Origin of the sequence: Paraburkholderia sp. RL17-337-BIB-A, from assembly GCF_046025895.1 — a bacterium.
Classification (GTDB): domain Bacteria; phylum Pseudomonadota; class Gammaproteobacteria; order Burkholderiales; family Burkholderiaceae; genus Paraburkholderia; species Paraburkholderia fungorum_C.
In genome coordinates, this window is the sequence record NZ_JARESY010000001.1 from 1,011,778 (window position 1) to 1,035,569 (window position 23,792).

Consider the following 23,792-nt stretch of genomic DNA (forward strand, 5'->3'; position numbering starts at 1 on the left):
ATGCCGGCAATTTCCAGAGTCGCCGCACGCTATTTGGCAGTTAGGGTCATCAATAAGGCTCTCGTTGAGAAGTTGGATTCAATAGGGCGCGAGCACTTCCGCGAAACAGCAATGGGAATTTGCCCCTCGAGGTCACGGGAGCTAGCCTATGAGTCTCGACCGTGCCTGACGGCTCCCATGGCGCGATGGGAGCCATCGACATGGGATATTTCCGACGAGATGAGCGAAAGCGCGCAATTTTCGATGGCCTCCAACCTCGTGCGCTGTTGGAGCGACCTAGACCGAACGAGTCAACTGGCCGCCCACCTCGCGGCGCAGGAATTCTGACCAAGGTTTTGGTCCGGACACAGAATCCCGCTTGGTCCCCCTAGGCGGGCGCCCAGCGGTCCTGTAGCGCCAAGTCGAGGCAACCCCACGTCGCCGACATTTGTTGCACTCGCGCGACAGTTTCGTACGCATCCGCATACAAAGCAACGGACGTCCGGCCCGAAAAATGAGGCCGATAGGTGCCCGTGTGGCCAAACGCGTCTAGGTTTCCTCGTTCCCAACTGCAACGGCAGAAAGCGGCTCGCCCGCGGTGGGGGCAGGCTAGGGCCGGCGCAAGGACGCTTCAGCGGCAGCCTCAAGGCGGAGCAACTTCGGAACCGCCGATAGGCGGCTGTCCACACGGGGCATGGCGGCGAGTTTGGGATGACCGACGTAAACAGATACGTGCAGTAACGGTTTGACACAGCTGGCGGGGGACTCTCATGTCTGCTGGAAATCGTTGCTGAGACCTTTCGCGCAATCGGCTTTCACCTTTTTTGTGGACGGGCCATGGTTTGCTCGAAGCTCGCGGTGAGCTCGTTCAACGTTATTCCGATAGCGGCGCACCACTCTCGAACTTCAATAAAGTCGAGCCGGCGCTGCCCGCTCTCGCATTTACTAACGAACGGTTGGTCGACATTGAGCCTCGCGGCTAGCTCGCTCTGCAAGAGGCCTGCGGACTCCCTTGCCGCTCGCAGAGTGGCAAGAAAGAGGCCGTATTGTTGTGTGTAAATAGATTTTTCCACGGTTGGACCGAGCTGGCACGAGGCGAACAGCTTGCAGTCCAAAATCGTATATGCCAAAATAGCATATGCGAAAATCGCATATTTCGGTTTGCACGTGAACACGGCTAGTCGACGAGGAACTTGTACCTCGCATTGCGACATACGAGACCTGCCAGTTATTCACAGAACCGCGCTTGCGCGCGGCGAACTGTTAACTAGCACAAACTTCGATGCTGCAGGAGGGCCGTCTCGGTCGTCCTAGGCCAGCTTTGCGTGATGGAAGGATGGCACCGCAAAGCAGCCGTGTTGGCGCCAGCAAAGTGGCGCGCAACAATCAAGGATATTTTGATGCCCCTTCAGCCCATTCCTCTCGTCGCGGTCGAGCCTGATGTCTCCGTGCCGCGCCGGGAAATCTTTGAACCCGAGGACGGTTTTACGCATTTTGTCGGTTCTGACGCTGCGCACCGGAGGCGTTGTTTCTTATCGCAGCGCCCAGCCATGCGCGCGCCCTGTCATCATATTTGGCCTGTCCAATGTTATTTACTGACTCCAGCTGGGAAGAATCGCATCCAGTAAAGAGGACTCTCTTGCAGCCGCTTCTTCCATGGCGCTGCATCGGATGGTCGGACCTAACCCTGAATTTCTTTGTCGTTGCCTCATCTGGCCGTGCGGACTTCGCGAGTCCGGACGGCTGGGTGGCGGACGGTGCCGAGGCGTTGATTGAACTGGTGTCGAATCTTGGCGATGTAAGCTTCTCGGTTCACTTGCTGGCTCGTGATGAGACTGATGCTTCGGTCACGCTCTGTCGGGTAAGCGCATTGTGGAAAGAGCTTGAGGTCAAAGATTCGGACGTCGTGGGCTATTGGTATTCGACCACCGACGGTCAGACGAGACCGTGCTCCCCTATCGCTTCTGCGACGCGTGCGGAGAGACCACGGTTGACGAAGCTGTTGAACTTTGAAGACAGTTGAACGCATGTCGACGAGGAATGCACGCAGCGCACATCGGCAGCACCTCACGCGACTGGAACCAAGCTATCGTTCGCGTGGTGCTGAGAGCAGATTAATCGGAAGCACTACTGACGGTCACGAGCAAAAGATTGGATGCCAACCAGACAGGTTCATTGACTCCGCCCGAAACAAGTTTTAGCTCGCTTAAAGGAGTGACCATGCCGCCTCGGTCTACGCGTGAGACGAAGAACGACACATTGCTCGATGAAGAGTGGATGCAACATATTATTCGTCGCGCTGTTGTTGCGGCTGTCCTGTTCGACCCGAAAGCCGCCGAAAACCTGCTGCAAATCCCGGATGCAGCGCTCGGCCGCATGTTCAAGAATCATCTCTGTGAAGTCATCGGCGTAGCCACCGTGTACGGAATCGACCTTGCTGAACTGCAAGAGGACGGAGAGAATCTTCGCAAGCGCGTCAAACGTGCGTCGAAGGGGAAACCCGCACATGAGCCTTTACCCGGGGCCAACAAAGCGAACGCTGAGCGCTACCCGCTTGTGCACCAAGGCAAAGTGCTTCGAACGCACGACTTTTGCAATGCTGCGGGCATCACAGAAAAGACGCTGGATAAGTATGTCGCCTCAAATCGCATGTTCCGTGTCTACTTTGGTCCCGACGCCTATTGCCCGGCGTTCTTCCTCTCACCCATGATTTTCCGCGATGACTTCAGAAAAGTTATACGTCGTCTGGACAAAATCGACTCATGGACAATGTTCGACTTCTTCACGACACCGATTGAGTCGCTGGACGGTGATACGCCACTACAACGGCTTTCAGTCGAAGATGTCAAGTCGGTAGTGAAGGAAGCTGCGACCTTTGCGGAACAATATACGCGACTGTTTCCGTAAGCACGAGACCACAGTCTCCTGCGTCTGCTGGCCCATGAAAGAACTCCTGACCTTCGCCCTCAGTAACCCCGCGCTTCTGGTCGTGCCGGCAGTCGCGTTTGTACTCAGCCTGCTCATGCTGCGCATCAAAAAGAGATACGTAAACGAAGGAATTTTGTTTGGGCGCGAGCCTGCCAGGCAGCGCGACCGCCGCGCATCAAAAGAGGGAAATGAGATGAACTCGGGTACCGATATTGACCTGGAGATTGCGCTTCGCACGTTTCACCACCTAGGCCTCGAAGGTGGGGATTTAGGATATGAATATTGGCATGCGGTCGGACAGCTACTGAAGCGAGCAGTCGGCATGCAAGCGCAACTTGATGCACTCAGCAGGGAACTCGAACGATGTCGTGCAATGCACCGGAAGGCGGATTGAAAGGGATGCAACATCACGGCAACCGGCGCAAGGCTTCGAACTGACCCTGGCGCCATCGGATACCGCGGTGTCTCTCGAGCCGACCGCTTCATATAACTCAAGCTATTGTCTGAGGCCGAATCATGATTAAAGACTCAAAACCGACGGCACTGGTGCTCGACGAACCGACACCGACTCTTTTCGTTGACTTCGACGGAACGCTTCACCGGGGTCAAGGACTCCTGGATGTCAGCGGCAGTATTTCGCTCGACACTGGCAACGCCCCGTTCGAATTCGCGCCTTTGCTTGCAGGTCTGCTCGAACCCTATCCACGGGTTGAAATCGTCCTGACATCCTCATGGTTATACAAACTACCGCTCGAGACAGTCGTTTCATATTTGCCAAAGCAATTAGCGCTGCGTGTTGTTGGTTCGACTCGCGGATACAAGGCTAGGTTTGGCTATCTGCAAGACGGCTCTGCTCGAACGTACATCATTCGGTCGTACGTGTTTGAGCATAAGTTGAAACACTGGCTTGCTCTCGACGATGCGGTCTTCGGCTCGTATCATCTGAGCACGGACTTCCTCAACCTCGAGCAGCATCTTGTGTTGCTCGATAGTCAGTTCGGAGTTAGCGCCCCGGAAGCTCAGCAGAGAATTATTGATTGGTTGATTGAGGTGCACAGGGCAAACGCCTGACTGCAGCGGAGAGCTTCCACCCAAAGCGCGAAAAGGCGGTGGCGCTGCGTTGAACGAGGCATCCGGTATCCAGCCCAGCCCGTAAATACTCAGCTGCTCTAACGCCTTGGTGCCTCGAGCCCGGAAACACCAACCCCTTTTACAATCGATGCGTTGATGGCAGTAGTAGCGCCAGTAAGCGACGAGTAGCAATGGACTTGTTCCCTAGCTAGCAGATTCGTAACGCAAAGGAGTAGAGGCGTCTCAATAGTGGGGCGCCTACCCGAACATTCAAGGCGAAGTTCATGGCTGAATCGCGACTGACAACAAAAGGCCGTACTACAGTACCTGCCGAGGTCAGGAAAGCGCTAGGTGTGAAGCCGGGCACGCGGCTGGTATGGCATGTTATGCCCGATGGCAAAGTCCTGGTACGGGCAAAATCGAGCTTGCTTCTGGAACTGGCGGGAACCGTGGAATCCCCGGTCAAAGGGGTGACCAGGACATGAAAGCGTGGAGACGCTACCGCGCATAATCAGCGACGCGAATTTCGTCGACGGTTTCGACGATGAAGACGAACGCAAGGCAAGCTGCCGCACACGCCGCACTCGCGGCGCGTTAGATTGATGCATCCGCATTTCAGCCCATCGGTAGTCGTCGCATTGTAATGGGAGCACAGGGGTGTCCGACTCGGAAGATGAAAAGCTTGAGAAAGCAGCTGGTTGGCTGCGAGAAGCCGACGGACTCCTCATCACAGCGGGCGCAGGAATGGGCGTCGACTCGGGCCTTCCCGACTTCCGCGGTCGAGATGGCTTCTGGCGCGCCTATCCCGCTCTTCAGCACCATGGCTTCTCGTTCGAAGACATGGCAAATCCCGCAAGGTTTGCGGAGCATCCGAAACTGGCTTGGGGCTTCTACGGACACCGCCTGAAGCTTTACCGTGAAACCGTCCCGCATGAGGGCTTCGCGATTCTGCGCAGATGGGCGGACCGCATGCCGCGTGGCGCATTTGTTCACAAGCAATGTTGATGGGCAGTTCCAAAAAGCAGGCTTCTCCGAGAGCCGAGTACACGAGTGCCACGGGTCGATTCACACGCTCCAGTGCTTGGATAGCTGCACGAACGACACGTGGTCGGCCGAGGGATTTAATCCGCTCGTAAATGAGAAGACGCCCGAGCTGGAAAGCCGAATGCCTCGTTGTCCGCGCTGCGGCGCTCTCGCGCGTCCAAATATTTTGATGTTTGGCGACTGGGCGTGGGTCGACGCACCCTATGAAGAGCAACGGGAGCGCCTGGCAGACTGGATTTCATCGGTATCGAAGCCGGTTATTGTGGAGCTGGGCGCCGGGAGACGAGTGAGGCGACCTGCGAGGTCGCCTGATGTTGCTTAAGCTCTGGGGGCTACAGTTTGTGGTTCGCCCGCAAGGGCAAAAATTGGCAGCGTTAGAGAAAACGTCGCACCTTGGTCGAGGTTGTTCATGGCGGTCAGTGTACCGTCATGAGCTTCGACAATTGAGCGTGAAATTGCCAGACCTATACCCATGCCTTTTGCCTTTGCGGTGACAAACGGCTGGAAAAGAGTATCGAGCTCAGCGATACCTTCTCCGTTGTCAGAAATTTCGATTGTGACCACCAGCTCATTTACGACACCGCCGGTGATGCCGACTTTTGGTGTGCGGCCGGTATTTTCTGTTGCTTCGATTGCGTTCGACATCAGGTTGATAAGGACCTGCTGAATCTGTATCCGGTCGACGTTCATGTCTGGAAGATGGTTGGGAAATTCCAGCGTTATGGCGGCGTCTCGCATACTGGGGTCTTCTTTCAACAATCTCACTGCGTCCCGGACCATGTCAGGAATACTGCATTGAGACTTCTTGAGGGTCTCTCGTTTGAACAGGGTACGGATGCTCTGCATCGTTTCGTCGGCAGCATGGCCATCGCGGAGTATGCTTTCCACGGAAGAGCGCGCCTCGTCGAGATTTGGCGGGTTGGCCGCAAGCCAGCGCCGACAGGCTTGGCCATTGGCGATAACAGACGTAAGTGGTTGATTGAGCTCGTGCGCTATCGAGGCAGATAGTTCAGCGACCGTTGCAATCTGGGTCGCCCGGGCGAGTTGGGTTTGTACTTCTCGCAGGCTGTCTTCAGCACATTTTTGTTCGTCGATGTCGATATTCAGGCCGTACCATTGAACGATGTTGCCATCCGCATCGCGCATTGCTTCGGCGCGTACCTGATACCAGCGGTATGGCCCGTCCTCGCAGTGCATATGGCGCATACGGATGACATTGGTGTAGGGTTCACCAGTCCGAACTGAGTGTGTCCATCTTTGAATGAGACCCTCCCAGTCATCTGGGTGGATGGTCTTCTTATATCCGAGGTCACGGGTTTCCGATATGTCCACGCCGGCGTATTCTGCGAGTCTCCGGTTGTAGTAGGTCGGTTGCCCGTCAGCATCGGTGCACCAAATCATTCCTGGGATTGTTTCGGTAATCTCCCGCAATTGGTGCTCACGCTGCTGGAGTGCGACTTCCGTTTCTTTCAGGTCGTCAATGTCCGTGCACACGCCATACCAATGAAGGATTTCACCCGTCTCATCGCGGAACGGTTCACTGCGAACGAGATACCAATGTGGTTTCCCATCAGCCCCCGTAATCTGGTAAGTGTCTTGGTAAGATGAGCCCTCGCGGACGCATTGTTGCCAATGTTTGTGGACACGCGCCCGCTCGTCAGGCGGAACGAGACTGAATAAGGGCTTTCCGTCAATTTCCTCCCAGGTCTTTCCGATGAACGAAAGCATGCGGTGATTCCATCGGTCGATTTCCCCGCCCGGGGTGGCGCGCCAAATCATGGCAGGCATTGCGTCTACAACCCTGCGAAGATGTAACTCCTCGCGTCTCAATCGTTCTTCTCCAATTTTGCGCTCGTGTATATCGGTGAGCAGGCCGTACCAGTTGGTGACATCGCCTCGGGCGTTTCGCATTGCATTGGCCTGGCATTGGAACCATCGATAGGACCCGTCAGCAGCGCGAAGGCGATGTACCGTATCGTACGTCGTCCCGCTTTTTATCGATTGGTCCCATGTTTTAGTGACTGTCGCGTAGTCGTCCGGATGAACAAGGTCAAACCAGCCGTTGCTGGTCAGTTCATGCAGGCTTCTGCCGGTGGAGGCTTCAGCGCGTTTGCTCACATACTCTATTGAACCGGCGGCGTCAGTGCTCCATAGGAAGCCTGGCACTGCGTCGATGAGCCAGTTGAGTTGCGGTTCACGCTCACGGATGACCCCTTTCGTTTTGTAGTTTTGCCCTTCGCTCCGAAGAAGCGACTCTGCAATCTTGCGGTCGTTAATGTCCAAGTTCAGACACATCCAACGTACAAGTGCGCCGTTCATTCCTCGGACGGCCCGCGCCCGGCACAGGAACCATCGGTAGACGCCGTCTGCGCGGCGAATCCGAAGTTCAAGTTCGCCGGGGTCCCGGCCTGCCCCCAACGCCTCCCAGTAATGTTCGTTTGCTGCGACGTCGTCGGGGTGAATGACATCGTCATAATTAGCGTAATTGTTACTTATCTGGATTCCCGTGTATTCGCGGATGCTCTGGCTGAGATACTCGGGCGAGCCGTCAGGGTGAGCGGTCCAAACATGACCCGGGAATAGCGCACTCATCGCTTCCAATGTTTGAGTTCTTTGCCGCAGGAGTCTGGTGCCGCGACTGCCGCCGGATACAAAGGGGGTCTTGCCAGCAAGGCTCATGGTCGTCTCCCGATTATTTAAGCAGCATACGCCCTGGCATGCGTTGCTCACGGAGCTGGATTTGCAAGCCTGGTTGAAAACGAGCGGCGGCAAGGGCCTCCATGTGGTCGTGCCGCTTACGCCGAGACTTGACCACAAATCTGTGAAGGCTTTCTCACAGGCGTTTGTCCGACACATGGCGAAAACAATCCCGGACCGCTTTCAGCGACGTCGGGGGCAGCCAACAGAATCGGCAAGGTCTATGTTGACTATCTGCGCAACGGAAAGGGGCAGACGACCGCCACCGCGTTTTCTGCCCGCGCGCGGCCGGGCATGGGGGTTTCCATGCCGATTTCATGGGAGCAACTGTCCGAGCTTAAAAGTGGCGCGCACTGGACGGTGCAGACGGCGCGAGAGTATCTTAGCTTTCAAACAGAAGACCCTTGGGAAGCATACTGGTCGACAAGACAGTCGCTGGCGTCAGCCATAAAACGTTTGGGATGACGTATCTCGTGCAATAGCGAAGCTACTACGAGCGTAGACACGCAGCTCAGAAATTTTGCACGGACAGAGGCGGCGGTCCGTGGGCACACGTCGTGCTTCAGGCGGTGAAGGTTGGACCTCTCGAATGGGTGGCCACTGGTCAGATGCGGCGACACCCGCGAGCCGCTATCAGGAGAATCATATGGCAGCGCGTTCCATTGCATCGCTGACGCTATCCTTCGGTCTGGTTTCCATACCGGTGAAGCTCTACTCGGCCACAGACAGCGCGTCTGGCGTTGGCTTCAATCTGTTGACGCCGGAAGGCGGGCGGGTGAAGCAGCAATATATATCTGAGGCCAGTGGTGAAGTCGTCGCCCGTTCCGATATGAAGAAAGGCTATGAATTCGAGAAGGGCCAGTTCGTGGTCTTCACTCCCGACGAACTGAAGGCGCTGGAGGAAGGCGCGAGCCACGTGGTGGAGATTGTCTCCTTCGTCCCGGAAAAATCGGTCGACCCGCTGTACTACGACAAGGCGTACTTCATCGCTCCGGACAAACGCGGCGGCAAGCCCTATAGCCTGCTGCAACAAGCTATGCGCGAAAGCGAACGCTGTGCGCTGGCGAAATGGTCATACAAAGGGAAGACCCGAATCGTTCAGATACGACCGGCGGAAGACGGGATGGTCTTTCAACAATTGCTATTTGCAGACGAAGTGCGCACGCTAGCTGATTTGCATATCGAACATGTGACCGTCAGCGACACTGAACTGAAGCTTGCTCTGCAAATCATCGACCAGGTGTCAGAAGACGCCTATGACCCTTCGGCGTACGAAGACGAAGAAAAGAAGCGGATTCTCGAAGCCATCGACCGGAAAATTGCTGGCAAACAGATTGTGTCTCCGGAAGCGCCAGCCGAAGAGTTAGGTGGTCAGGTGATTGACCTGATGGAGGCGCTGCGTGCAAGTCTAAGTGCCAACAAGACGAAACGAGCCGCCCCTAGCAAAACGGCTGCAAAGACGGCAGCTCCGAAGAAGGCTTCCCCCGATGACATTGAAGCGCTTTCAGCCAAACCCCGGCGGCCTGTCAAACGAGCCGCTCCGAGAGTCGACGTGAAAGAAGCGCCGCCGGCAAAGGTTCGAGCTCGCAAGTGAACAGACGAAATCTGTCGCACGACTATTCGTTGCGGAGCCTCCAGTCGCTGCTGGGCGTTTCGCGCAGAGTTCTGTCCGGACTGATTGACGCCGGCTTTGTTCATCCCGCGCGCGGCCGGCGGAACGAGCTTCGGTTCTCGTTCCAGGATGTCGTGGTCCTTCGCACCGCATTTCAACTGCAATCGGCGAAAGTCTCATCGCGGAAAATTCTGAAGGCCCTTGCCAAGCTGAAAGCCGAACTCCCTGACGAACTTCCGCTGTCTGGAATCCGAATCACATCTGTCGGCGAAACCGTGGCGGTCAGGTCGGGACAGTCCCAATGGGACGCGGCCTCGGGCCAGCACTTGCTCGACTTCGAGGTCGCACCTATTCGAGGCGATGTCGCGTTTCTGGACTCTGCGCCGCGAAACCTGGCGAGCCGGGAAGAGCAAGTAGAAGAATGGTTCGCACTTGCTGAGCAACTCATCGGAACTGATGCTGTCGGCGCGGAACAGGCGTACCGGAAAGTGCTCGAGCTCGCACCGTCACCTCACTACCACGCGTACACCAATCTGGGTGTGCTGTTGTGCGAGGTAGAGTCGCGCTGCGATGACGCGTTGTCCATTTTCGATGGCGCGCTCGAGCACTTTCCCGATGACGCCTTGCTTCACTTCAACCGTGCAGTCGTCCTTGAAGAACTGAAGCGCTATGACTCGGCAGCTGCTGCCTACCAGCGCTGCTTAGAAGTTGACGCCAGCCATGCCGACGCTCATTTTAACCTTGCACGGCTGAGCGAGATTCGCGGGGACAAGCAAGGTCTTGTACGGCACCTCAGTGCTTATCGTCGGCTGGTTGGCTGATTTCGGCCGTCCGGAGGCAAAGCACGGTTACCGGATTGGCGGCATGGGAATTGCGGCAAGCCGTACGCGGGCTCACACCTTCCGGTGCTAACGACCGCGCTGCGCTTGAGGAGACGACCATGCGAAGCTCGACAAAAGGAATTTTGATTTCGGCATTGTTTATCGGTATTTCAGGGGCTGTATACGCGCAGGGCGCGGGTGGCGGTGGCGCTGCCGGTGGGCAAGGTGGCACGGGCATGAGCAAGCCGAGCGCAGGTGGCTCGACCGATACAGTGTCAGGCGCGTCAGGGGCGAACACCATGGCGCCCTCTGGCACCACGTCGCACAAGAAGATGCACAAAAAGTCGAACGCCGGCATGGCGGCATCGGCCCCGGCACCGGGGTCGGGCGGCAATTGACGGTCGGGGATGGTGGTCTTCGACTGCTCGCAAAGGTGCGTAAGTTCGAGGCCTCTGTCCAATGTGAAAGGCTGAGAGGTCTGGCCTGCGGCGACGAGGACTTAGTCCTCGCGCGCGCGCAGTCGGGACATTTTTGTTGCGGGAAGAAGCTCGCGAACCGTAGCATCATCGTCGCGAGCTTGTCGACATCGACCCCTAACGCGCGGTAGCGACATGCGCACTGACCTTGATAGGTGGCGCCTCATCGTCGAATGGTGGACTCACCACGAAACTTTGCACCACGTTAGGCTGGAACACCAGGCAGTAAGTCGAGCCTCCGTATTGGAAATATCCCAGCTCATCACCCTTTCCAACTTCTTGCCCGGCGAGTGCTTCGATTACACAGGACGAAACGTCGGCCATGCCGACAAACACGCAGCCGACGAGCCCAATCTCCGGGTCCTCGCAGTCAATGACGATAATCGCCCGCGCTGCGACCGCAGTTGTGTAACCCTGTGAATCGTTGAGCCCGCCCGGGTCGATGCCCTCCGATTCAACCTCAGAATAATAGCTTCCATCGACGTGGTACGCCTTTACTATCCTGCCGCCTACCGGCGCATGCCAGCGGTGATAGTTGAATGCACTCAAGAAGGCTTGATACACGCTTCCATTCACAAACTTCTGTGCCATTTGGCGTTCGCGTGCGGTGAACATCTCCTCCAGCGAATAGGGTTGAGACTTAACCCAGAAGCGGTCGCGAAGTTTGACGTCGTGCTGGATGTTGTACGGAGAGGCTTCGCACGCGCTGACGATAATTTTGGAATTCCCAGATTCAGCGACAGGTCGCGCGTCGGGAAGGAAAGGGCGAGTGAAGAAGCTATTCCATGATTCGAAGCCCCAGTGTGGTTTATCCGGGTCGCAGACAAACTGCGATAACCCGAGCTGCTCTTGTGCCTCAGGAGAGAGCCACCCTTCAGGAGCCGATGAGTTTAGATACGTACGTGAATGCGGCCCGTCCAGAAACCCAGACCAAACGTTGAGCACCTGCTTAAGCTTCGCATTGACGACCGGGTCGCGGAAAATCGCGTATCCGGAGGGCATGCACATAGGCCAGTCAAGGACCGCGTTCAATGGGCAGTGAATCAGACTGGCTTCACTAAAGCGCGGTGCATAGGTCATCAGATAATCGACGATGTCCATCAACTCGTCGCTGGAGGAATATCCGAGTTCGTACCCAGCTTCCATGGCGTCTGTGATGGCCCGGGTCAAGTCCATACGAAGCACGGGGTCGCCGTCAATTAGCATCGCCAGCTCTTGCACGGCCGACGTGCGCGGAGCCAAGCCCGCGCGTTCGCGAGCTTTTTTGGCCAAGTCCTTTCTGAATGCAATCAACTCTGCTTCCTTGCGCGGTAACCAGCCGCCTAGACGGCGGCGTTCTTCAAGTTCGCTTTGTGCGACCGGGCATTTGCTGCTCCTTCAGTCTTGATGCTGGCAGATAGCAAGAAGCCAGCCCGAGGATGTTCCGCTCTGCGTCAGGACACAGGCTAAGGGCCGCTGGGGTACCTCCGGTACCCCAGCGGCAAATGCGTCGCCGGCAAAAACCCTCAATTTCGGCTACGCCGCCGTCTTCAGCACGACCTTAGTCCATCCGTCGTCTCTGGCGTCGAAATGGGCATACCCCTCCGGCGCCTTTTCGAGCGGTAACTGGTGGGAGATGATTTCAGATGGCTTCGCTTTCCCCGCGGCTATGAGGTCGCGCAGCTTCCGGTTATACGCCTTCACGTTCGCCTGGCCCGTCGCGATATGTTGGCCTTTCATCCAAAGCTGGCCGAAGTCGAGCGCCAACTGGCCTTTTTTGGCGAGTGGGTCTTCAGCTTTCGGGTCCTCTGCGACGAAAACGCCGACGACGCCGATACCGCCAGTCGGCCGCACCGCCTTGATGAGGTTGTTCATTGTCGCGTTCGGCACTTCGTGGCCCTTGCAACTGCACTGGTATCCAACGCATTCGCAGCCTCGGTCCGCGCCTTCGCCACCGGTTAGCTCCATCACCTGGTCAGCCGACGAGCCATCGCTGTCATCAATCGGAATGGCTCCGAGCTTTTCCGCGAGCGCCAGCCGGTCCGCATGCGTATCGACAACCATCACCTTGCTTGCGCCTTTTATTGACGCGGAAAGAGCGGCCATCAGTCCGACCGGTCCGGCACCGTAGATGACTACACTGTCGCCTGGCTCGACACCGGCAAGAACTGTCGCGTGATAGCCGGTCGGAAAAATATCCGACAGCATCACATAGTCGTTCTCTTTTTCTTCGGCGTCAGGCGGCAGGACGAGGCAGTTAAAGTCGCCGAACGGAACACGGAGGTATTCCGCCTGCCCTCCGCTATATGGACCCATGCCCGCGAACCCGTACGCTGCACCCGCAACCCCCGGGTTTGCGGTCAGACAAAATCCGGTCAGTCCTTTCTCGCAATTCTTGCAAAACCCGCAGCCAATATTGAAGGGAAGGCATACCCGGTCACCCACCTTGATGCGCTCGACGCCTTTTCCGACCTCGGCGACAACACCAAGATTCTCATGGCCCAGGATACGCCCGGTCTCCATGTTTGTGCGACCTTCGTACATGTGCAGGTCTGAACCGCAGATGTTGGTGGTCGTGATTTTCACAAGGACGTCGGTCGGCTTCTCAATTTTAGCGTCGGGCATTTCCTTCACGACGACTTTGCGTGGCCCCTCGTAAACAAGTGCTTTCATTTTCCCATCTCCATTGAAATTGGCGGCACTGCCGTTCGGACAGCGTGGCAACCAGTTCAGCATCTCCCGTGCCTCAAGGGGTCGGCATGGTTGGCTGTCGACTGGTCCAGCAATTGCTCAGTGGTCGAAATCAGCACGCGCCGGATATTCAAGCGCCAGGGAGAATACGATGTCGGCAGACAGTGGGGAGGACCCAAAAAAACGCACCACGGAGCATAAGATTGAGGTTCGAAAAGGTCAGGTAACAGAGAAGATGTCACGCGAGGCCTTCAGGCAGCGATTCATGGCCAGATTTTATGACCCTGCGTTTCGTGGCGAAGACGCGTCGCTTGGACGGCTCGAAGAAATCGCATGGGATGCGTATGCGGAAGGACGGAAGTCCCCCATCACGGCCAAGGCCGGACCGGGATTCGCTGACCCAGACTACGATTTATCTGTCGAATGGCGTGATGCCAGCGAGCGAATCAAAACTGCGCAGCGCAGACAGGCCGACCCGTCATCGGCGAGTCGCGTTCTCATCGTCAATGCATCATCTCGCAACGACTATTCGTGTCCGGGCGAGATGTCGAAAAGCTTTCGTATATCGAAGCTTGTCCAGGCTACGCTCGAGTCGAAGAGCATTGAAGTGGACTTGCTGGACCTGTCGCGCCTCACGTCGGACCGCGATTTACATATCCACCCCTGCAAGGGTTGTGTCTCAACGGCTATGCCTCTTTGTCACTGGCCGTGTAGTTGCTATCCCAATCACTCGCTCGGCATGGTGAACGACTGGATGAACGAGATATACGAGCGCTTTGTGTCGGCCCACGCCGTCATTTTCGTCACACCGGTGTATTGGTATCAGGTGAGCAGCCCGCTCAAGCTCCTGATGGACAGGCTTGTCTGTGCTGATGGTGGAAATCCCGACCCGACGAGCACGCACGGGAAAAAGGCGGAAGAGGCGAAAAAGCTGGAGCTTGCTGGCTGGGACTATCCGAAGCATCTCGCAGGCCGCGCCTACGGACTGGTCGTACACGGCGACGTCGCGGGCATAGAAGGTTCTCGCCGTGCGCTGACTGACTGGCTGGACTGGATGGGCTTCGTTGAAGCGGGAGGCAAATCCCGTCTCGACCGGTTTATCGGCTATTACGAACCCTATGCAACGAGTCATGCCACCCTGGATGCAGACGACGATATGCAGAAGGAAGTGGTGAATGTCGCGCTTGCCGTTGCGAACGCCGTCACCGCCATCAGGGCGGGCAAGCTCGAAGAACCCGACGCGAACCTGGAAGCGCCACGGTCAAAATAAGGCACGGTTCAGTTGGACCCGATTCGGCGAGCGAGATAGCTGTGCTTGGCCAGGCCGAGCCACTCCATTGAACCGCCCTCACGGAGGCGCTAACCTGCAACAGAAGCAGTCCGACACTGGCTTGCGGAGCTGGTGGCGTCGCGTATCAGATAGCGACAGAAGAGGCGCAGTCACGTTCACGGCTTCGTCCGGTTTAGGGCCGCGGGAGCAAGGTATAGAATGTTCAGTGCTCGCACGTGTATTCATGCACTTCCTGGTGTGGTTCGTCCAGAAGGTTATGAATCAGCTTTATCAGCTGACCTATGGGGGCTGGCTTCAACCAAAGCGCGTCCCATAGCTGTTCACTCGGATGAGGCGGCAACGCGGCCGACAACATCACCACTGGAATGCCGGCCATCGCAACGTCGGTCTTCAATCGTCGACACAATTCAACGCCATCAATGCGCGGCATCATCCAGTCGGTCACGATGAGACCTGGTCTCTCGATAGCAGCGGCAGCGAGCGCCGCCTGCCCGTCGAGCGCCGTGAGCACGCGGAATCCTTCTCGCTCAAGCAGCCATCGAAGGGGGCGCAGAACGTTTGGGTCGTCGTCCACAAGAAGTATCGTCCCCAATTTTATGGACCGCTTTCGCATAACAGGTTAACCTATTGGTTAGACAATAAGCGTTCCTAGTCTAGTCGCCGCTGCTGACGGCCGCGCTGCCGCCATTGGTCTTTGTGGCGCAGCGACTACAATTTATCCAGCGCGGCAATTTTTTCCGCTCATCGATGGTGCAAGTTACAACCTGGAGGCCATATGGTCGGAGCGGCTGCGCCCTCCGCAGCGGACCGCGCACGCTGCGCGGGCACCCTTGCCACACCAGCGCTGGGCACGCGCCCCCATCGACCGCCCGATTTCGCTGCTGAAAGCGAATCGATGCATCGTCTGGCGCGGGCGCTGACCTCCTCGGATGGCGCGATGCTCCAGACGCTCTCGGACATGGCACTTAATTTGTGTGAGGCGGGTAGTGCAGGCATTGCGTTGCTGGAACGCGGCACCGACGGCCCACCGGTCTTCCGCTGGGCCGCCGTCTCGGGCGAATGCGTCGCCGCTGTAGGTACTACGCCTCCGGTGGAAGACAGCCCGAGCGGCATCACGCTCGATTTGGCTACGGGGCAACTATTCTCGTTTCCCCAAAACCACTTCGCATGTCTGCAGCACGTTGTCCCCGAGATTATCGAAGAACTGGTCGTACCGATTCCTGGCGAACCGGAGCCATGGGGCACTGTTTGGGTGATGTCTCACGACAGGGAGCACCTGTTTGACTCCGAGGACCTCAGAATCCTGACCAGCCTTGCGAACTTCACCTGCGCTGCGCTCACCATAACGCGGGCAAAGGCTGATGCTGAAGCCCGCGCGGCTGAAGCGGAGGCAGCGAGGAATGCACTGGCTCTGGCTGAAGCACGCAAGGACGATTTCATTGCGACCCTGAGCCATGAGTTGCGCAATCCCATTGCCCCGATTGACAGCGCCCTGACTGCAGCGCGGAAGCTCGCTTCAGACAATTCCGCCGTTTTGTCGGCTTTGGGTATCGCCGACAGGCAGATTCGGTTATTGAAACGACTCGTGAGCGACCTGCTCGACGCGTCCCGGATACGGCACGGCAAACTTTCCGTCCGTCCCTCGTACGGGTTACTTCAGGACATCGTGGGGGACGCGGTGACGGCGATGAAAGCTGACGCCAACAACGGTCAGCATCGACTGCATACCATTGTTCCGCCGTATCCGGTGACCGTTCACGCGGACCCGGCCCGTCTCACGCAGGTGGTGTCGAATCTGCTGTCGAACGCCGTGAAATACACACCTCCCGGCGGCGACATCACTCTATTGGTAGAGGCGCCGGACCTCAGCACCGGGTCGATACACGATTCATCGCCCCGCACTGCGGTCATCACGGTGAGGGACAACGGCGCTGGCATTTCATCTTCGTTGCTGCCACACGTCTTCGACATGTTTGCCCAGTCGGCTTCAGCGCGCCGGCATGCAGAAGGTGGACTCGGAATTGGACTGGCTGTCGTGAAGCATCTGGTGACGGCACACAACGGCACAGTCACAATTGCGAGCGCTGGCGAAGGCCAGGGGACGGAAGTCACCCTGCGACTCCCCATCGTCTGCGAAAGCACGGGTGAGGTCACTCTCATTGCGAGGCGCACGATGGCACCAATGCGCATCCTCCTTGTAGACGACAGCGCAGACGCGACGGAAGCAGTAGGCACCTTGCTGGAACTGGAGGGGCACGAAGTGAAGCGCGCACAGAGCGGGCCCGACGCGCTCTCGATAGTGGAGTCATTTACTCCGGATGTTGCCCTGATTGACATCACAATGCCTGGCATGGACGGCCTTGAGCTTGCGCAACTGCTTCGTCTGCGGGCGCAGTGCTGCCTGACGAAGCTGGTGGCATTGACGGGCTACACCGATGCCGCCAGCAGACTCCAGACTGACGAACGGATATTTGACGGTCATCTGACCAAGCCGCTGTCGCTCGATGACCTCGCAGATGTTCTACGAGCTTCGTAGAGTTGAGTCAGCCGATGACAAACGACAGGAGACAGTTTCACACGACAGTTGCGCTGGCATGGACACTCCGCTCGAGGGCTACATGGCTGCATGCGAGAACGCGTTCATTCGCCTTGGGAGAAGATACGCGAGCATGCGACTGCGGCCGGGCCGCTTCATTAACCGCATTCGCAGGTGCGTCGGCTTGCAACGGGAGTGCGCGCATGGAATCTCACGATAAGGACGAGCCAATCGAGACCCGACTGGTGCAGGTGCGTGGCCAGGTGCAGGGCATCGGCTATCGGGGAGGCCTGTGTACGCAGGGCGACAGCGCTAGGCGTCACAGGCTGGGTCCGCAACCGGATGGATGGTTCGGTAGAGGCGATGCTGCAGGGCTCGCCGGAGCAGCTGGCAGAAATGTGCGCGTGGCTCAGCGAGGGTATGTCCGCAGCGCTTGTCGAGGAGCTTGAGTTTACCGAGGTGCAGCCACCGTTTCCCCGCTTTGACAAGTTCGAGCGGCTGCCCACCCTGTAACGGCAAATCCCTGCGGCGAAAAAGGTGCATCTTTTGGCTATCCGTAGCTATCGACCCACGCACGCGACCAGTCAATACCGGCACGTTGCGCTTCCTCTTCTGTATCGAAATAGCCAAGGATGGCGGAAGTGAGTTCGAGGCCAGTGACGGTGAGCGACGTCGCGTCGCGGCAGGAGGCGCGATACTGCTTGAGGATACGACGGGCAAGGGACATCAGAGTCGTGTCATTGGCGACGTGCCGGCGCTTCTCGCCGTGGTTCAAGTTTGACGTCGTGGTTTCCTTGGCTCGGCGCCAAGCAACCGCAGCAGCACCTTCCCGTCTACGGTCAGCGCAAGCGTGGCGTCGCCGTCTTCTGAGGCGATGAGATGGACTAGCCCCGCTGCTTGGAGGGCGATGACGTCCGGCGTTACTGCGTTCGTCTCGGCCGACGCATTGCGCAGGCGCAAGAGCGTCGCGAGCTCCTGCGCGCTCGGCGTCACGGGGTGCCTATGAGCACGATGCGTCGAAGAGCTGCCGTCATAGTCTTTTGCTTCCATGACCGTGTCATCCCTGCAAGTTGTGTTATGGAATCCAAATCCATCGGGCGAGCGCTGGTTTGAAAAATGAATTGTGGCCAATCCAAGCGACAATAGGGGAAAACATGCGGTTTCCAGCGTAACTTCTCGTAAGTGCTGACGCGACCAGCGCCGGCCGCCTCCTAAAATGACATTCTGCTTCGTTGCAGCCAACAGCACCGTTAGCGAGCGCATGGTCCGAGCGGATTCTTTCTATCTTCGAGTAGCGAGTGCATCCAGACGATATGCCTCGTGTTCGAGGAGACGCTTGCACGCGCGAGCAGTTCCACTGCCGACTTTGACATCGAGCATCGTCTCCTTTTTCCCGATGGATGCGTCAAGCACCTCCATGTGGTTGCACATGCAACCAACTAGCACCCGAATAATAAGCAGTTCATCGGGGCCGTGACGGACGTGACGCAGGCGAAGCAAACAGAGGAGCAGTCACGGTACGCGCAAAGCGAACTTGAGCGCGTAACCCGGGTAACTGCATACATTCGTGCGATGGCACTGAACGCCGTTGCAGAGTAATCTGCAACCAAAAGAGGCGCGGCACCGACCGCAGGTCATCCCGAAAGAGAGAGAGTAATCGAGGGCCCCATTTTGCAAATCTCGCCTGTTGTTTCGATTGTCGACGACGATAAGGCCGTCCGAGTTGCGTTAAGCAGCCCCATCCGGTCGCTTGGCTGGCATGCGCGCATGTATGAGTCGGCAGAAGAATTTCTTTCGTCCGGGCAGGCCGCCCATACCTCCTGCCTGATTTCCGACATCCGCATGCCCGGGATGTCGGGTATCGAGATGCATGAGCGCCTTCGCGCCCAGGGACATGCCCCGGCCACCATCTTTATCAGCGCATATCCGACGCCGGCATTGCAGGCAAAAGCGGCGAGTAACGGCGCACTCGTGTTGCTGCAGAAGCCTTACGACGCCGCTACTTTGACTCACTGGCTCTCGGTCGCGCTCGGAAATCCGCAGCGAGTCGTCGACGCTTTGCAGAAGTGCTAACGCGCGACGGCGCTCAATGATGACCGCCGTGGGGCAAACGGGGCTCGATACCAAGGGATTCGGCCTTGCGGACGAGGTCCGGCATCGAGCGCGCCTTCATCTTGCGCATCACCTGTCCACGGTGAACCTTCACCGTGATTTCGCTCAGGTTCATCTCCGAGGCAATCTGCTTGTTCTGCCGACCGGACAGCACAAAGGCCATCACTTCTTTCTCTCGCGGTGACAGGGATTCATACAAAGCACGCAGACCGGCTAACGCAGTTTCTGCCGCGAGCCGCTCACTGTCCCGCGCCAGAGCCTGAGCCACTGCGTCGAGCATGTCCTGGTCCTTGAACGGCTTGGCAAGGAAGTCCAGCGCACCGGCCTTCATCGCCTTCACCCCCATCTCGACGTCGCCATGACCGGTCATGAACACGACGGGAATACGCATGCCTCTATTGACGATTTCCTGATGAAACGCCATGCCACTTATTCCGCGGAGTCGCACGTCGAGGATGAGACAGCTCGGCGCGGCAGGTTGAGGAAACCGCAGGAATTCGTCCGGGGACTCGAACGTTTCGACGCGCAAGCCTACTGAGCGCATCAGCATGTCGAGGGCCTGCCGGATTCCCTTGTCGTCATCGACGACATAGACGACCGGACCGTCGTCTCCTGCGGTTTCAGTCCTCATTTGGTTGTCAGACCAGCAGTCATCCGGGTACCTCACGAAGCCGGAACGCGGTCGCATCACATCGCATGACAGTGGAGTGGGTACTCACCATCGCCGGACAGCGCGGCAAACACCACGGTACCTTCCAGCAGAACCACCGGCAACCCATCGAAATTACCTACGAGCCAGAGCGACCCGCTGACCAATCGAGGAACACGGACCGCCTCTATCGCGCGGGCATGGACAAGTCCGTCGGCAGAAAAGGCGTTGTAGTCAAATTTCGACGTCTGCCCTCTTCTCCCGGCCGGTAGGGGACTCCGCTGGCTTCATTCGGCCTTGGTTGCATTGTCGACCTTGTCCTTCGCGTCGTACGGCGGGTATTTAAATGCCTGCTGAACGGGTCCGGGGTTATACTTACGTATTAATCTGTAAAACTAACCTATAGGCAACGCCATTTAATAATATCGTATTACATAAGAAGCATTCTTGGCAGCGCCGCGAACTTCGCGTAATAAGGATATTGAATGAATGTGCTCGTCGTCGACGATAATGAGGTCGTCGCGGACAGTCTGGTCTTCCTGCTGGACTGCATTGGTCACCGCGCCGTTATGGCGCACGACGGGGAAACGGCGCTGGAACTGCTCCATGCCGGCGCTTTCGAACTCGTTTTCCTGGAGGAAAACCTCCCCGGCATCAACGGCAGTGCCGTCGCGCTGTCGCTGCTGGACAGGCCGGTCTTCCCCCAGCCCTTTGTTGCCTCCATGACGGGTGACAGCGATAGCAATGGAGAGTTTGCCCGACTCTTCGATGTATGTCTGCAAAAGCCATTCTCTCTCGAAACGCTCATGCGGGTCATCGACGGCGCGCGGAGCAACAGCAATGCGAGCTGTCTTCTGGCAGCCTAGCCCCCCGTCATATCCGCAGGCCACCAACAGGACGGCGAATTCCTCGCCGCCGTATGGTAGCCAGCTACTTTTCAGGATATCGATATGGATAGGATTCCATACGACGTCTTTTTGTATTTTGAGGCCGTGCTGCCCGGAGAATCGCAGAGGATGCCTGACCGGGTACGGCGCGAACTGTCGAAAAACCCTGGGGCTCCCGGCGATAGCATCCGTTATAAATGTCGAACGTGCAACGGACAATCGTCGCGTTTTGCGAGCAATCAGTTTGAGACGAGAGCAGTCACATGCCAACCGGTTCCGTGAAGTGGTTTAACGATGTGAAAGGCTTTGGATTTATCGCGCCGGCCGACGGCGGCGAGGACCTGTTTGCGCACTTTCAGGCAAAAGGCTTCAAATCGCTGCAGGAAAACCAGAAGGTCAGCTTTGACGTCAAGCAGGGCGGGAAGGGTAGCAGGCTTCATTAACGATGAGTCCTTTCCTTGTGTCCCTCATCAGGAACACTCAGCCGTTCGTCGCATTGGTCACGAACCTGACGGGCTGTCGCGATGCAAAGTCGCAAGACCGTCATGAGCGGAAAGTAGCCTGACTCCAGGCTGCGATTCGTCGGGCGGCGATTAAAAAATATACTGGGAGATGGAGATATCAAAAATGATGAACCAGGATACCGCGAGCGGTCACCTCGAACGTAGCATGGAGAACGACCGTCTCAGACGGGCATTGGCGGCCCGCCTTGACAAAGCGTTCAAGCGGGCCGGCCTGAGTTCGGCGCGCGCAGCGACGGCGCTGGGTGTCAGCAAATACCACGTGGACTACTGGCGACATGGAATCACCGTGCCGCCGCTGAGCGCCTGTACGCGTCTTGCCGCCGAGCTCAACCTCGACGTTCACTGGCTTTGCACAGGGCAGACCCGGGACGCCTAGTCCACCTCTCATGACGATGGCGGTGCATCGGGTCCGTGTGCCGTTCGTCCGTTTCATTCCTGCATGCCAGGGTCTGACTGGCGCGCGACGACACGTTCGCCGGCGTTGATAAGTCGACGCGACAGGCGTTGCCGCAAAACCGGGGTATCGATGTGACGGCAGCTAAACCTAAACGGTCTTCTGATGACGTCCAGCGCCTGGACGGTTGCGAGATGGAACTGGCGCGAGGGGCGTCGCATATTGCGAGCATGCTGTACGAGCAAAGCATTCACGCGGCGGTCAGCGAAACACTTCTCCAGTTCGAGGCAGGCCATGGACGCGAGGACCTGCAGGCATTTGCGTACGCACTTCTCGGGAGACTGGAGCAGCGGGGCAAGCCGGAGGCAGTCAGGCTGCTTCGCGATTTCATGCAGCATGGTCGCCTGCCCGAGCTGACGACCGGCACGTCAGCGACGTCCGTGTCTGGCCGGAAGCGCGTTGTCCCCCCGCGCAGCAAGCAACCCCGTTAATGACGGGTGGGCTGCAACGGCTGAAGCTGTTTGAACGCCGCAGGACGGTGTGGCGAAGAGAAGCCTCGTCCGGCGCGCACGTCGGAAACGCAAGTTAGTTTCCAGGCAAAAGTACGATGGTCCTTTCCCGTAGCAAGAACCGTGGGTAGAACATGTCAAAGCGAATCGCGTGCGGAGCCCAAGGAACTATTAGGGTGAGCTCTACAGGCGATACGTTCCTGGTCTCACCGGCTGGCGTTGCAAATTAAATTGGCCCAATGGGCGTCTGGTTATTGCAACAGCGGCGTTTCACCAATTGAGCCACCAACTTTTCACACGATGAATCTACTACCAGCAATAGGCGCTTTCGACGGACGGCGCGGCTCGCTCCGGGCAAAGTGGATGCATTCCGCGGACGGTGGGAATTGTCCGCGAGCGTGCGTTGCCGAACGTATGGAAATGCCGCGACGTTACAGAGTGCAACGTCTACCGGAGGCTTTAGCACCTATGGACTCCCAGCCATTCAGTTACAAACAGCACGTAATTGTGCCTTTCGCATCAATCTCGAAGCTAGGCTATGCGGCAAGCGTATTTGTCACGCGCCCGACCGGAAAGTGCAGCGCATTCGGAATCCTCGCCTATTTCGTCTCGGAGAATGCCGCGCTCCAGTATGCCGCTGCGTATGCCAAAGCTCACATTGACGGCACAACGCTGCCGAAACCGCCGTTCACGCGGATTCGGTCTGTCCAGCGACCATCTGGCCGCCGCACCTGCCTGACCATAACTTAGCTGTAGGCAGGTAATGCAACGCACATATCAGTATCGGGGCTTGGTGGCGCTGTTGAAGTCGCGCTGCTGCCGGCCGTTATCGTCGCGGACTCGGTTGTCGCGTCGGGAGGTTTCCTGGTAAAGGTTGGCGTGCGTCATCCGCCGTCTGGGCGGAACTGCCTCTGGCTCTCCTGCCTAACGCAGGCGAACGGCCTTTTGCCGCTGAAGCAGAGGCCCTGATGGCCGGGTTTAGCTTCGCTCAACGGCTGATTGAAAACGCGCTCGAACAACCGTGAGAGTTTGCCGCTCCGCAGCGATGGGAAGGGTTGGGCTCATCACGTCGTATGAGGGTGGCGAGGAGCTGTTTGCACACTTCTCCGAGGTTCAGGCAAAAGGCTTCAAATCGCTGCCGGAAAACCAGAGGGTCAGCTTTGACGTGAAGCAAGGGCCGAAGGGTAAGCAGGCGGCCAACATACAGCCCATCTGACACCTCAGCGCACTCGCTGTCGCGTAGCCACGGCATATCGTGGCAGTTCTCATCGGACACTGCCTCGCAAGTGGTTCGACTTGTCACCACCCACCGGCGGCCCGGTCGGCTCACGTGTTTGGCTCCAGCCATTGACCGGCAGCACGGTAGAAATGGCATGTTTGAAAACAAGTTGTGAACCTGAGCCAGACTCCAGCAGAACGGCAAACTGGTCAAAGGCGGCCAGTTGACCGCTCAGTCTGATGCCGCTTATGAGGAACACGCTGACTGCGGTCTTGTCCTTTACGAGCATCTGCAAAAAATCGCCTTGTAGGTCTGCGAGTGCGTTCATGTTCGACGTCCAAGCGATAGGTCCTTCGATTGTACCGGCGACACC

General features: G+C 57.6%; 24 protein-coding genes and 4 pseudogenes. 19 read left to right on the forward strand and 9 right to left on the reverse strand.

The genetic code is table 11. The features are described 5' to 3' along the window. Positions 1-794 precede the first annotated feature (794 nt). Complete coding sequence (locus P0D84_RS04770) at positions 795-1,193, reverse strand: helix-turn-helix domain-containing protein (protein ID WP_408332920.1); 399 nt, start codon at positions 1,191-1,193, stop codon at positions 795-797. 425 nt (positions 1,194-1,618) lie between these two features. On the opposite strand from P0D84_RS04770, the gene P0D84_RS04775 reads away from it, so the two are divergent. From P0D84_RS04775 to P0D84_RS04800, 6 genes and pseudogenes are all read left to right on the forward strand, one after another. Then, complete coding sequence (locus tag P0D84_RS04775) at positions 1,619-2,002, forward strand: hypothetical protein (RefSeq protein WP_408332923.1); 384 nt, start codon at positions 1,619-1,621, stop codon at positions 2,000-2,002. Positions 2,003-2,130: 128 nt separating this feature from the next. Further along, complete coding sequence (locus tag P0D84_RS04780; RefSeq protein WP_408332926.1) at positions 2,131-2,886, forward strand: hypothetical protein; 756 nt, start codon at positions 2,131-2,133, stop codon at positions 2,884-2,886. 34 nt (positions 2,887-2,920) lie between these two features. Further along, positions 2,921-3,301, forward strand: a complete 381-nt coding sequence (locus P0D84_RS04785) for a hypothetical protein (protein WP_408332929.1) — start codon at positions 2,921-2,923, stop codon at positions 3,299-3,301. 122 nt (positions 3,302-3,423) lie between these two features. Beyond that, positions 3,424-3,978, forward strand: coding sequence for an HAD domain-containing protein (locus tag P0D84_RS04790; protein WP_408332932.1), 555 nt, complete (start codon positions 3,424-3,426; stop codon positions 3,976-3,978). Positions 3,979-4,262: 284 nt separating this feature from the next. Next, positions 4,263-4,463, forward strand: a complete 201-nt coding sequence (locus P0D84_RS04795; RefSeq protein ID WP_408332935.1) for an AbrB/MazE/SpoVT family DNA-binding domain-containing protein — start codon at positions 4,263-4,265, stop codon at positions 4,461-4,463. Positions 4,464-4,635: 172 nt separating this feature from the next. Continuing rightward, a pseudogene (locus P0D84_RS04800) lies at positions 4,636-5,344 on the forward strand (SIR2 family NAD-dependent protein deacylase). Here P0D84_RS04800 and P0D84_RS04805 read toward each other — a convergent pair. Then, on the reverse strand, positions 5,341-7,701 hold the full coding sequence (locus P0D84_RS04805; RefSeq protein WP_408332938.1) for a PAS domain-containing protein: 2,361 nt from the start codon (positions 7,699-7,701) through the stop codon (positions 5,341-5,343). The pseudogene P0D84_RS04800 and the gene P0D84_RS04805 overlap by 4 nt on opposite strands. Here P0D84_RS04805 and ligD point away from each other — a divergent pair. From ligD to P0D84_RS04825, 4 genes and pseudogenes are all read left to right on the forward strand, one after another. After that, positions 7,700-8,184 (forward strand): annotated as a pseudogene (gene ligD / locus P0D84_RS04810) (non-homologous end-joining DNA ligase LigD). The gene P0D84_RS04805 and the pseudogene ligD sit on opposite strands and share 2 nt — an antisense overlap. 181 nt (positions 8,185-8,365) lie before the next feature. Further along, positions 8,366-9,313, forward strand: coding sequence for a non-homologous end joining protein Ku (gene ku / locus P0D84_RS04815; RefSeq protein ID WP_408332941.1), 948 nt, complete (start codon positions 8,366-8,368; stop codon positions 9,311-9,313). After that, positions 9,310-10,152: a tetratricopeptide repeat protein gene (locus P0D84_RS04820; RefSeq protein WP_408332944.1), complete on the forward strand. Its 843-nt coding sequence runs from the start codon at positions 9,310-9,312 to the stop codon at positions 10,150-10,152. Before ku ends, P0D84_RS04820 begins: the two co-directional genes overlap by 4 nt. Before the next feature lie 119 nt (positions 10,153-10,271). Then, positions 10,272-10,550, forward strand: a complete 279-nt coding sequence (locus P0D84_RS04825; RefSeq protein ID WP_408332947.1) for a hypothetical protein — start codon at positions 10,272-10,274, stop codon at positions 10,548-10,550. A gap of 195 nt (positions 10,551-10,745) precedes the next feature. On the opposite strand, the gene P0D84_RS04830 is transcribed toward P0D84_RS04825, so the two are convergent. After that, on the reverse strand, positions 10,746-11,921 hold the full coding sequence (locus P0D84_RS04830) for a phosphatidylserine decarboxylase family protein (protein WP_408332950.1): 1,176 nt from the start codon (positions 11,919-11,921) through the stop codon (positions 10,746-10,748). A gap of 222 nt (positions 11,922-12,143) precedes the next feature. Continuing rightward, a complete protein-coding gene (locus tag P0D84_RS04835) occupies positions 12,144-13,280 on the reverse strand; it encodes a glutathione-independent formaldehyde dehydrogenase (protein ID WP_408332953.1) in 1,137 nt (378 codons plus the stop codon). 253 nt (positions 13,281-13,533) lie between these two features. Here P0D84_RS04835 and P0D84_RS04840 point away from each other — a divergent pair, with 253 nt between their 5' ends. Beyond that, positions 13,534-14,568, forward strand: coding sequence for a flavodoxin family protein (locus tag P0D84_RS04840; RefSeq protein WP_408339676.1), 1,035 nt, complete (start codon positions 13,534-13,536; stop codon positions 14,566-14,568). A gap of 223 nt (positions 14,569-14,791) precedes the next feature. On the opposite strand, the gene P0D84_RS04845 is transcribed toward P0D84_RS04840, so the two are convergent. Continuing rightward, a complete protein-coding gene (locus tag P0D84_RS04845; RefSeq protein ID WP_408332956.1) occupies positions 14,792-15,202 on the reverse strand; it encodes a response regulator in 411 nt (136 codons plus the stop codon). A 162-nt stretch (positions 15,203-15,364) separates the two neighbouring features. Here P0D84_RS04845 and P0D84_RS04850 point away from each other — a divergent pair, with 162 nt between their 5' ends. The 3 genes and pseudogenes from P0D84_RS04850 to P0D84_RS04860 form a co-directional block, all read left to right on the forward strand. Then, positions 15,365-17,125 carry a hybrid sensor histidine kinase/response regulator gene (locus tag P0D84_RS04850; protein WP_408332959.1) on the forward strand — a complete coding sequence of 587 codons (1,761 nt, stop codon included), beginning with the start codon at positions 15,365-15,367 and terminating at the stop codon, positions 17,123-17,125. Positions 17,126-17,328: 203 nt separating this feature from the next. Then, positions 17,329-17,638 (forward strand): annotated as a pseudogene (locus P0D84_RS04855) (acylphosphatase). A 121-nt stretch (positions 17,639-17,759) separates the two neighbouring features. Next, positions 17,760-17,906, forward strand: a pseudogene (locus P0D84_RS04860) (cupin domain-containing protein); the annotation flags it as partial. Here P0D84_RS04860 and P0D84_RS04865 read toward each other — a convergent pair. After that, positions 17,897-18,175 (reverse strand): hypothetical protein, encoded by a 279-nt coding sequence (locus P0D84_RS04865; RefSeq protein ID WP_408332962.1) that lies wholly within the window; start codon positions 18,173-18,175, stop codon positions 17,897-17,899. The pseudogene P0D84_RS04860 and the gene P0D84_RS04865 sit on opposite strands and share 10 nt — an antisense overlap. A gap of 621 nt (positions 18,176-18,796) precedes the next feature. Here P0D84_RS04865 and P0D84_RS04870 point away from each other — a divergent pair. After that, complete coding sequence (locus P0D84_RS04870; RefSeq protein WP_408332965.1) at positions 18,797-19,198, forward strand: response regulator transcription factor; 402 nt, start codon at positions 18,797-18,799, stop codon at positions 19,196-19,198. A gap of 13 nt (positions 19,199-19,211) precedes the next feature. On the opposite strand, the gene P0D84_RS04875 is transcribed toward P0D84_RS04870, so the two are convergent. Beyond that, on the reverse strand, positions 19,212-19,868 hold the full coding sequence (locus P0D84_RS04875; protein ID WP_408332968.1) for a response regulator transcription factor: 657 nt from the start codon (positions 19,866-19,868) through the stop codon (positions 19,212-19,214). 503 nt (positions 19,869-20,371) lie between these two features. Between P0D84_RS04875 and P0D84_RS04880 the strand changes: the two genes are divergently transcribed. The 3 genes from P0D84_RS04880 to P0D84_RS04890 all read left to right on the forward strand — a co-directional run bounded on the left by P0D84_RS04880 (position 20,372) and on the right by P0D84_RS04890 (position 21,673). Further along, entirely contained in the window at positions 20,372-20,752 is a 381-nt protein-coding gene (locus tag P0D84_RS04880; RefSeq protein ID WP_408332971.1) for a response regulator, read from the forward strand. Between the two features lie 284 nt (positions 20,753-21,036). Further along, a complete protein-coding gene (locus tag P0D84_RS04885) occupies positions 21,037-21,216 on the forward strand; it encodes a cold-shock protein (protein WP_408332974.1) in 180 nt (59 codons plus the stop codon). A gap of 184 nt (positions 21,217-21,400) precedes the next feature. Further along, positions 21,401-21,673 (forward strand): helix-turn-helix domain-containing protein, encoded by a 273-nt coding sequence (locus P0D84_RS04890; RefSeq protein WP_408332978.1) that lies wholly within the window; start codon positions 21,401-21,403, stop codon positions 21,671-21,673. Between the two features lie 53 nt (positions 21,674-21,726). On the opposite strand, the gene P0D84_RS04895 is transcribed toward P0D84_RS04890, so the two are convergent. Beyond that, on the reverse strand, positions 21,727-22,089 hold the full coding sequence (locus tag P0D84_RS04895; protein WP_408332981.1) for a hypothetical protein: 363 nt from the start codon (positions 22,087-22,089) through the stop codon (positions 21,727-21,729). 1,156 nt (positions 22,090-23,245) lie between these two features. Here P0D84_RS04895 and P0D84_RS04900 point away from each other — a divergent pair. Next, positions 23,246-23,416, forward strand: a complete 171-nt coding sequence (locus P0D84_RS04900) for a cold-shock protein (protein WP_408332984.1) — start codon at positions 23,246-23,248, stop codon at positions 23,414-23,416. A gap of 49 nt (positions 23,417-23,465) precedes the next feature. Here the strand turns inward: P0D84_RS04900 and hfq are convergent, their stop codons facing one another. After that, a complete protein-coding gene (gene hfq, locus P0D84_RS04905) occupies positions 23,466-23,747 on the reverse strand; it encodes an RNA chaperone Hfq (RefSeq protein ID WP_408332987.1) in 282 nt (93 codons plus the stop codon). Positions 23,748-23,792 lie beyond the last annotated feature (45 nt).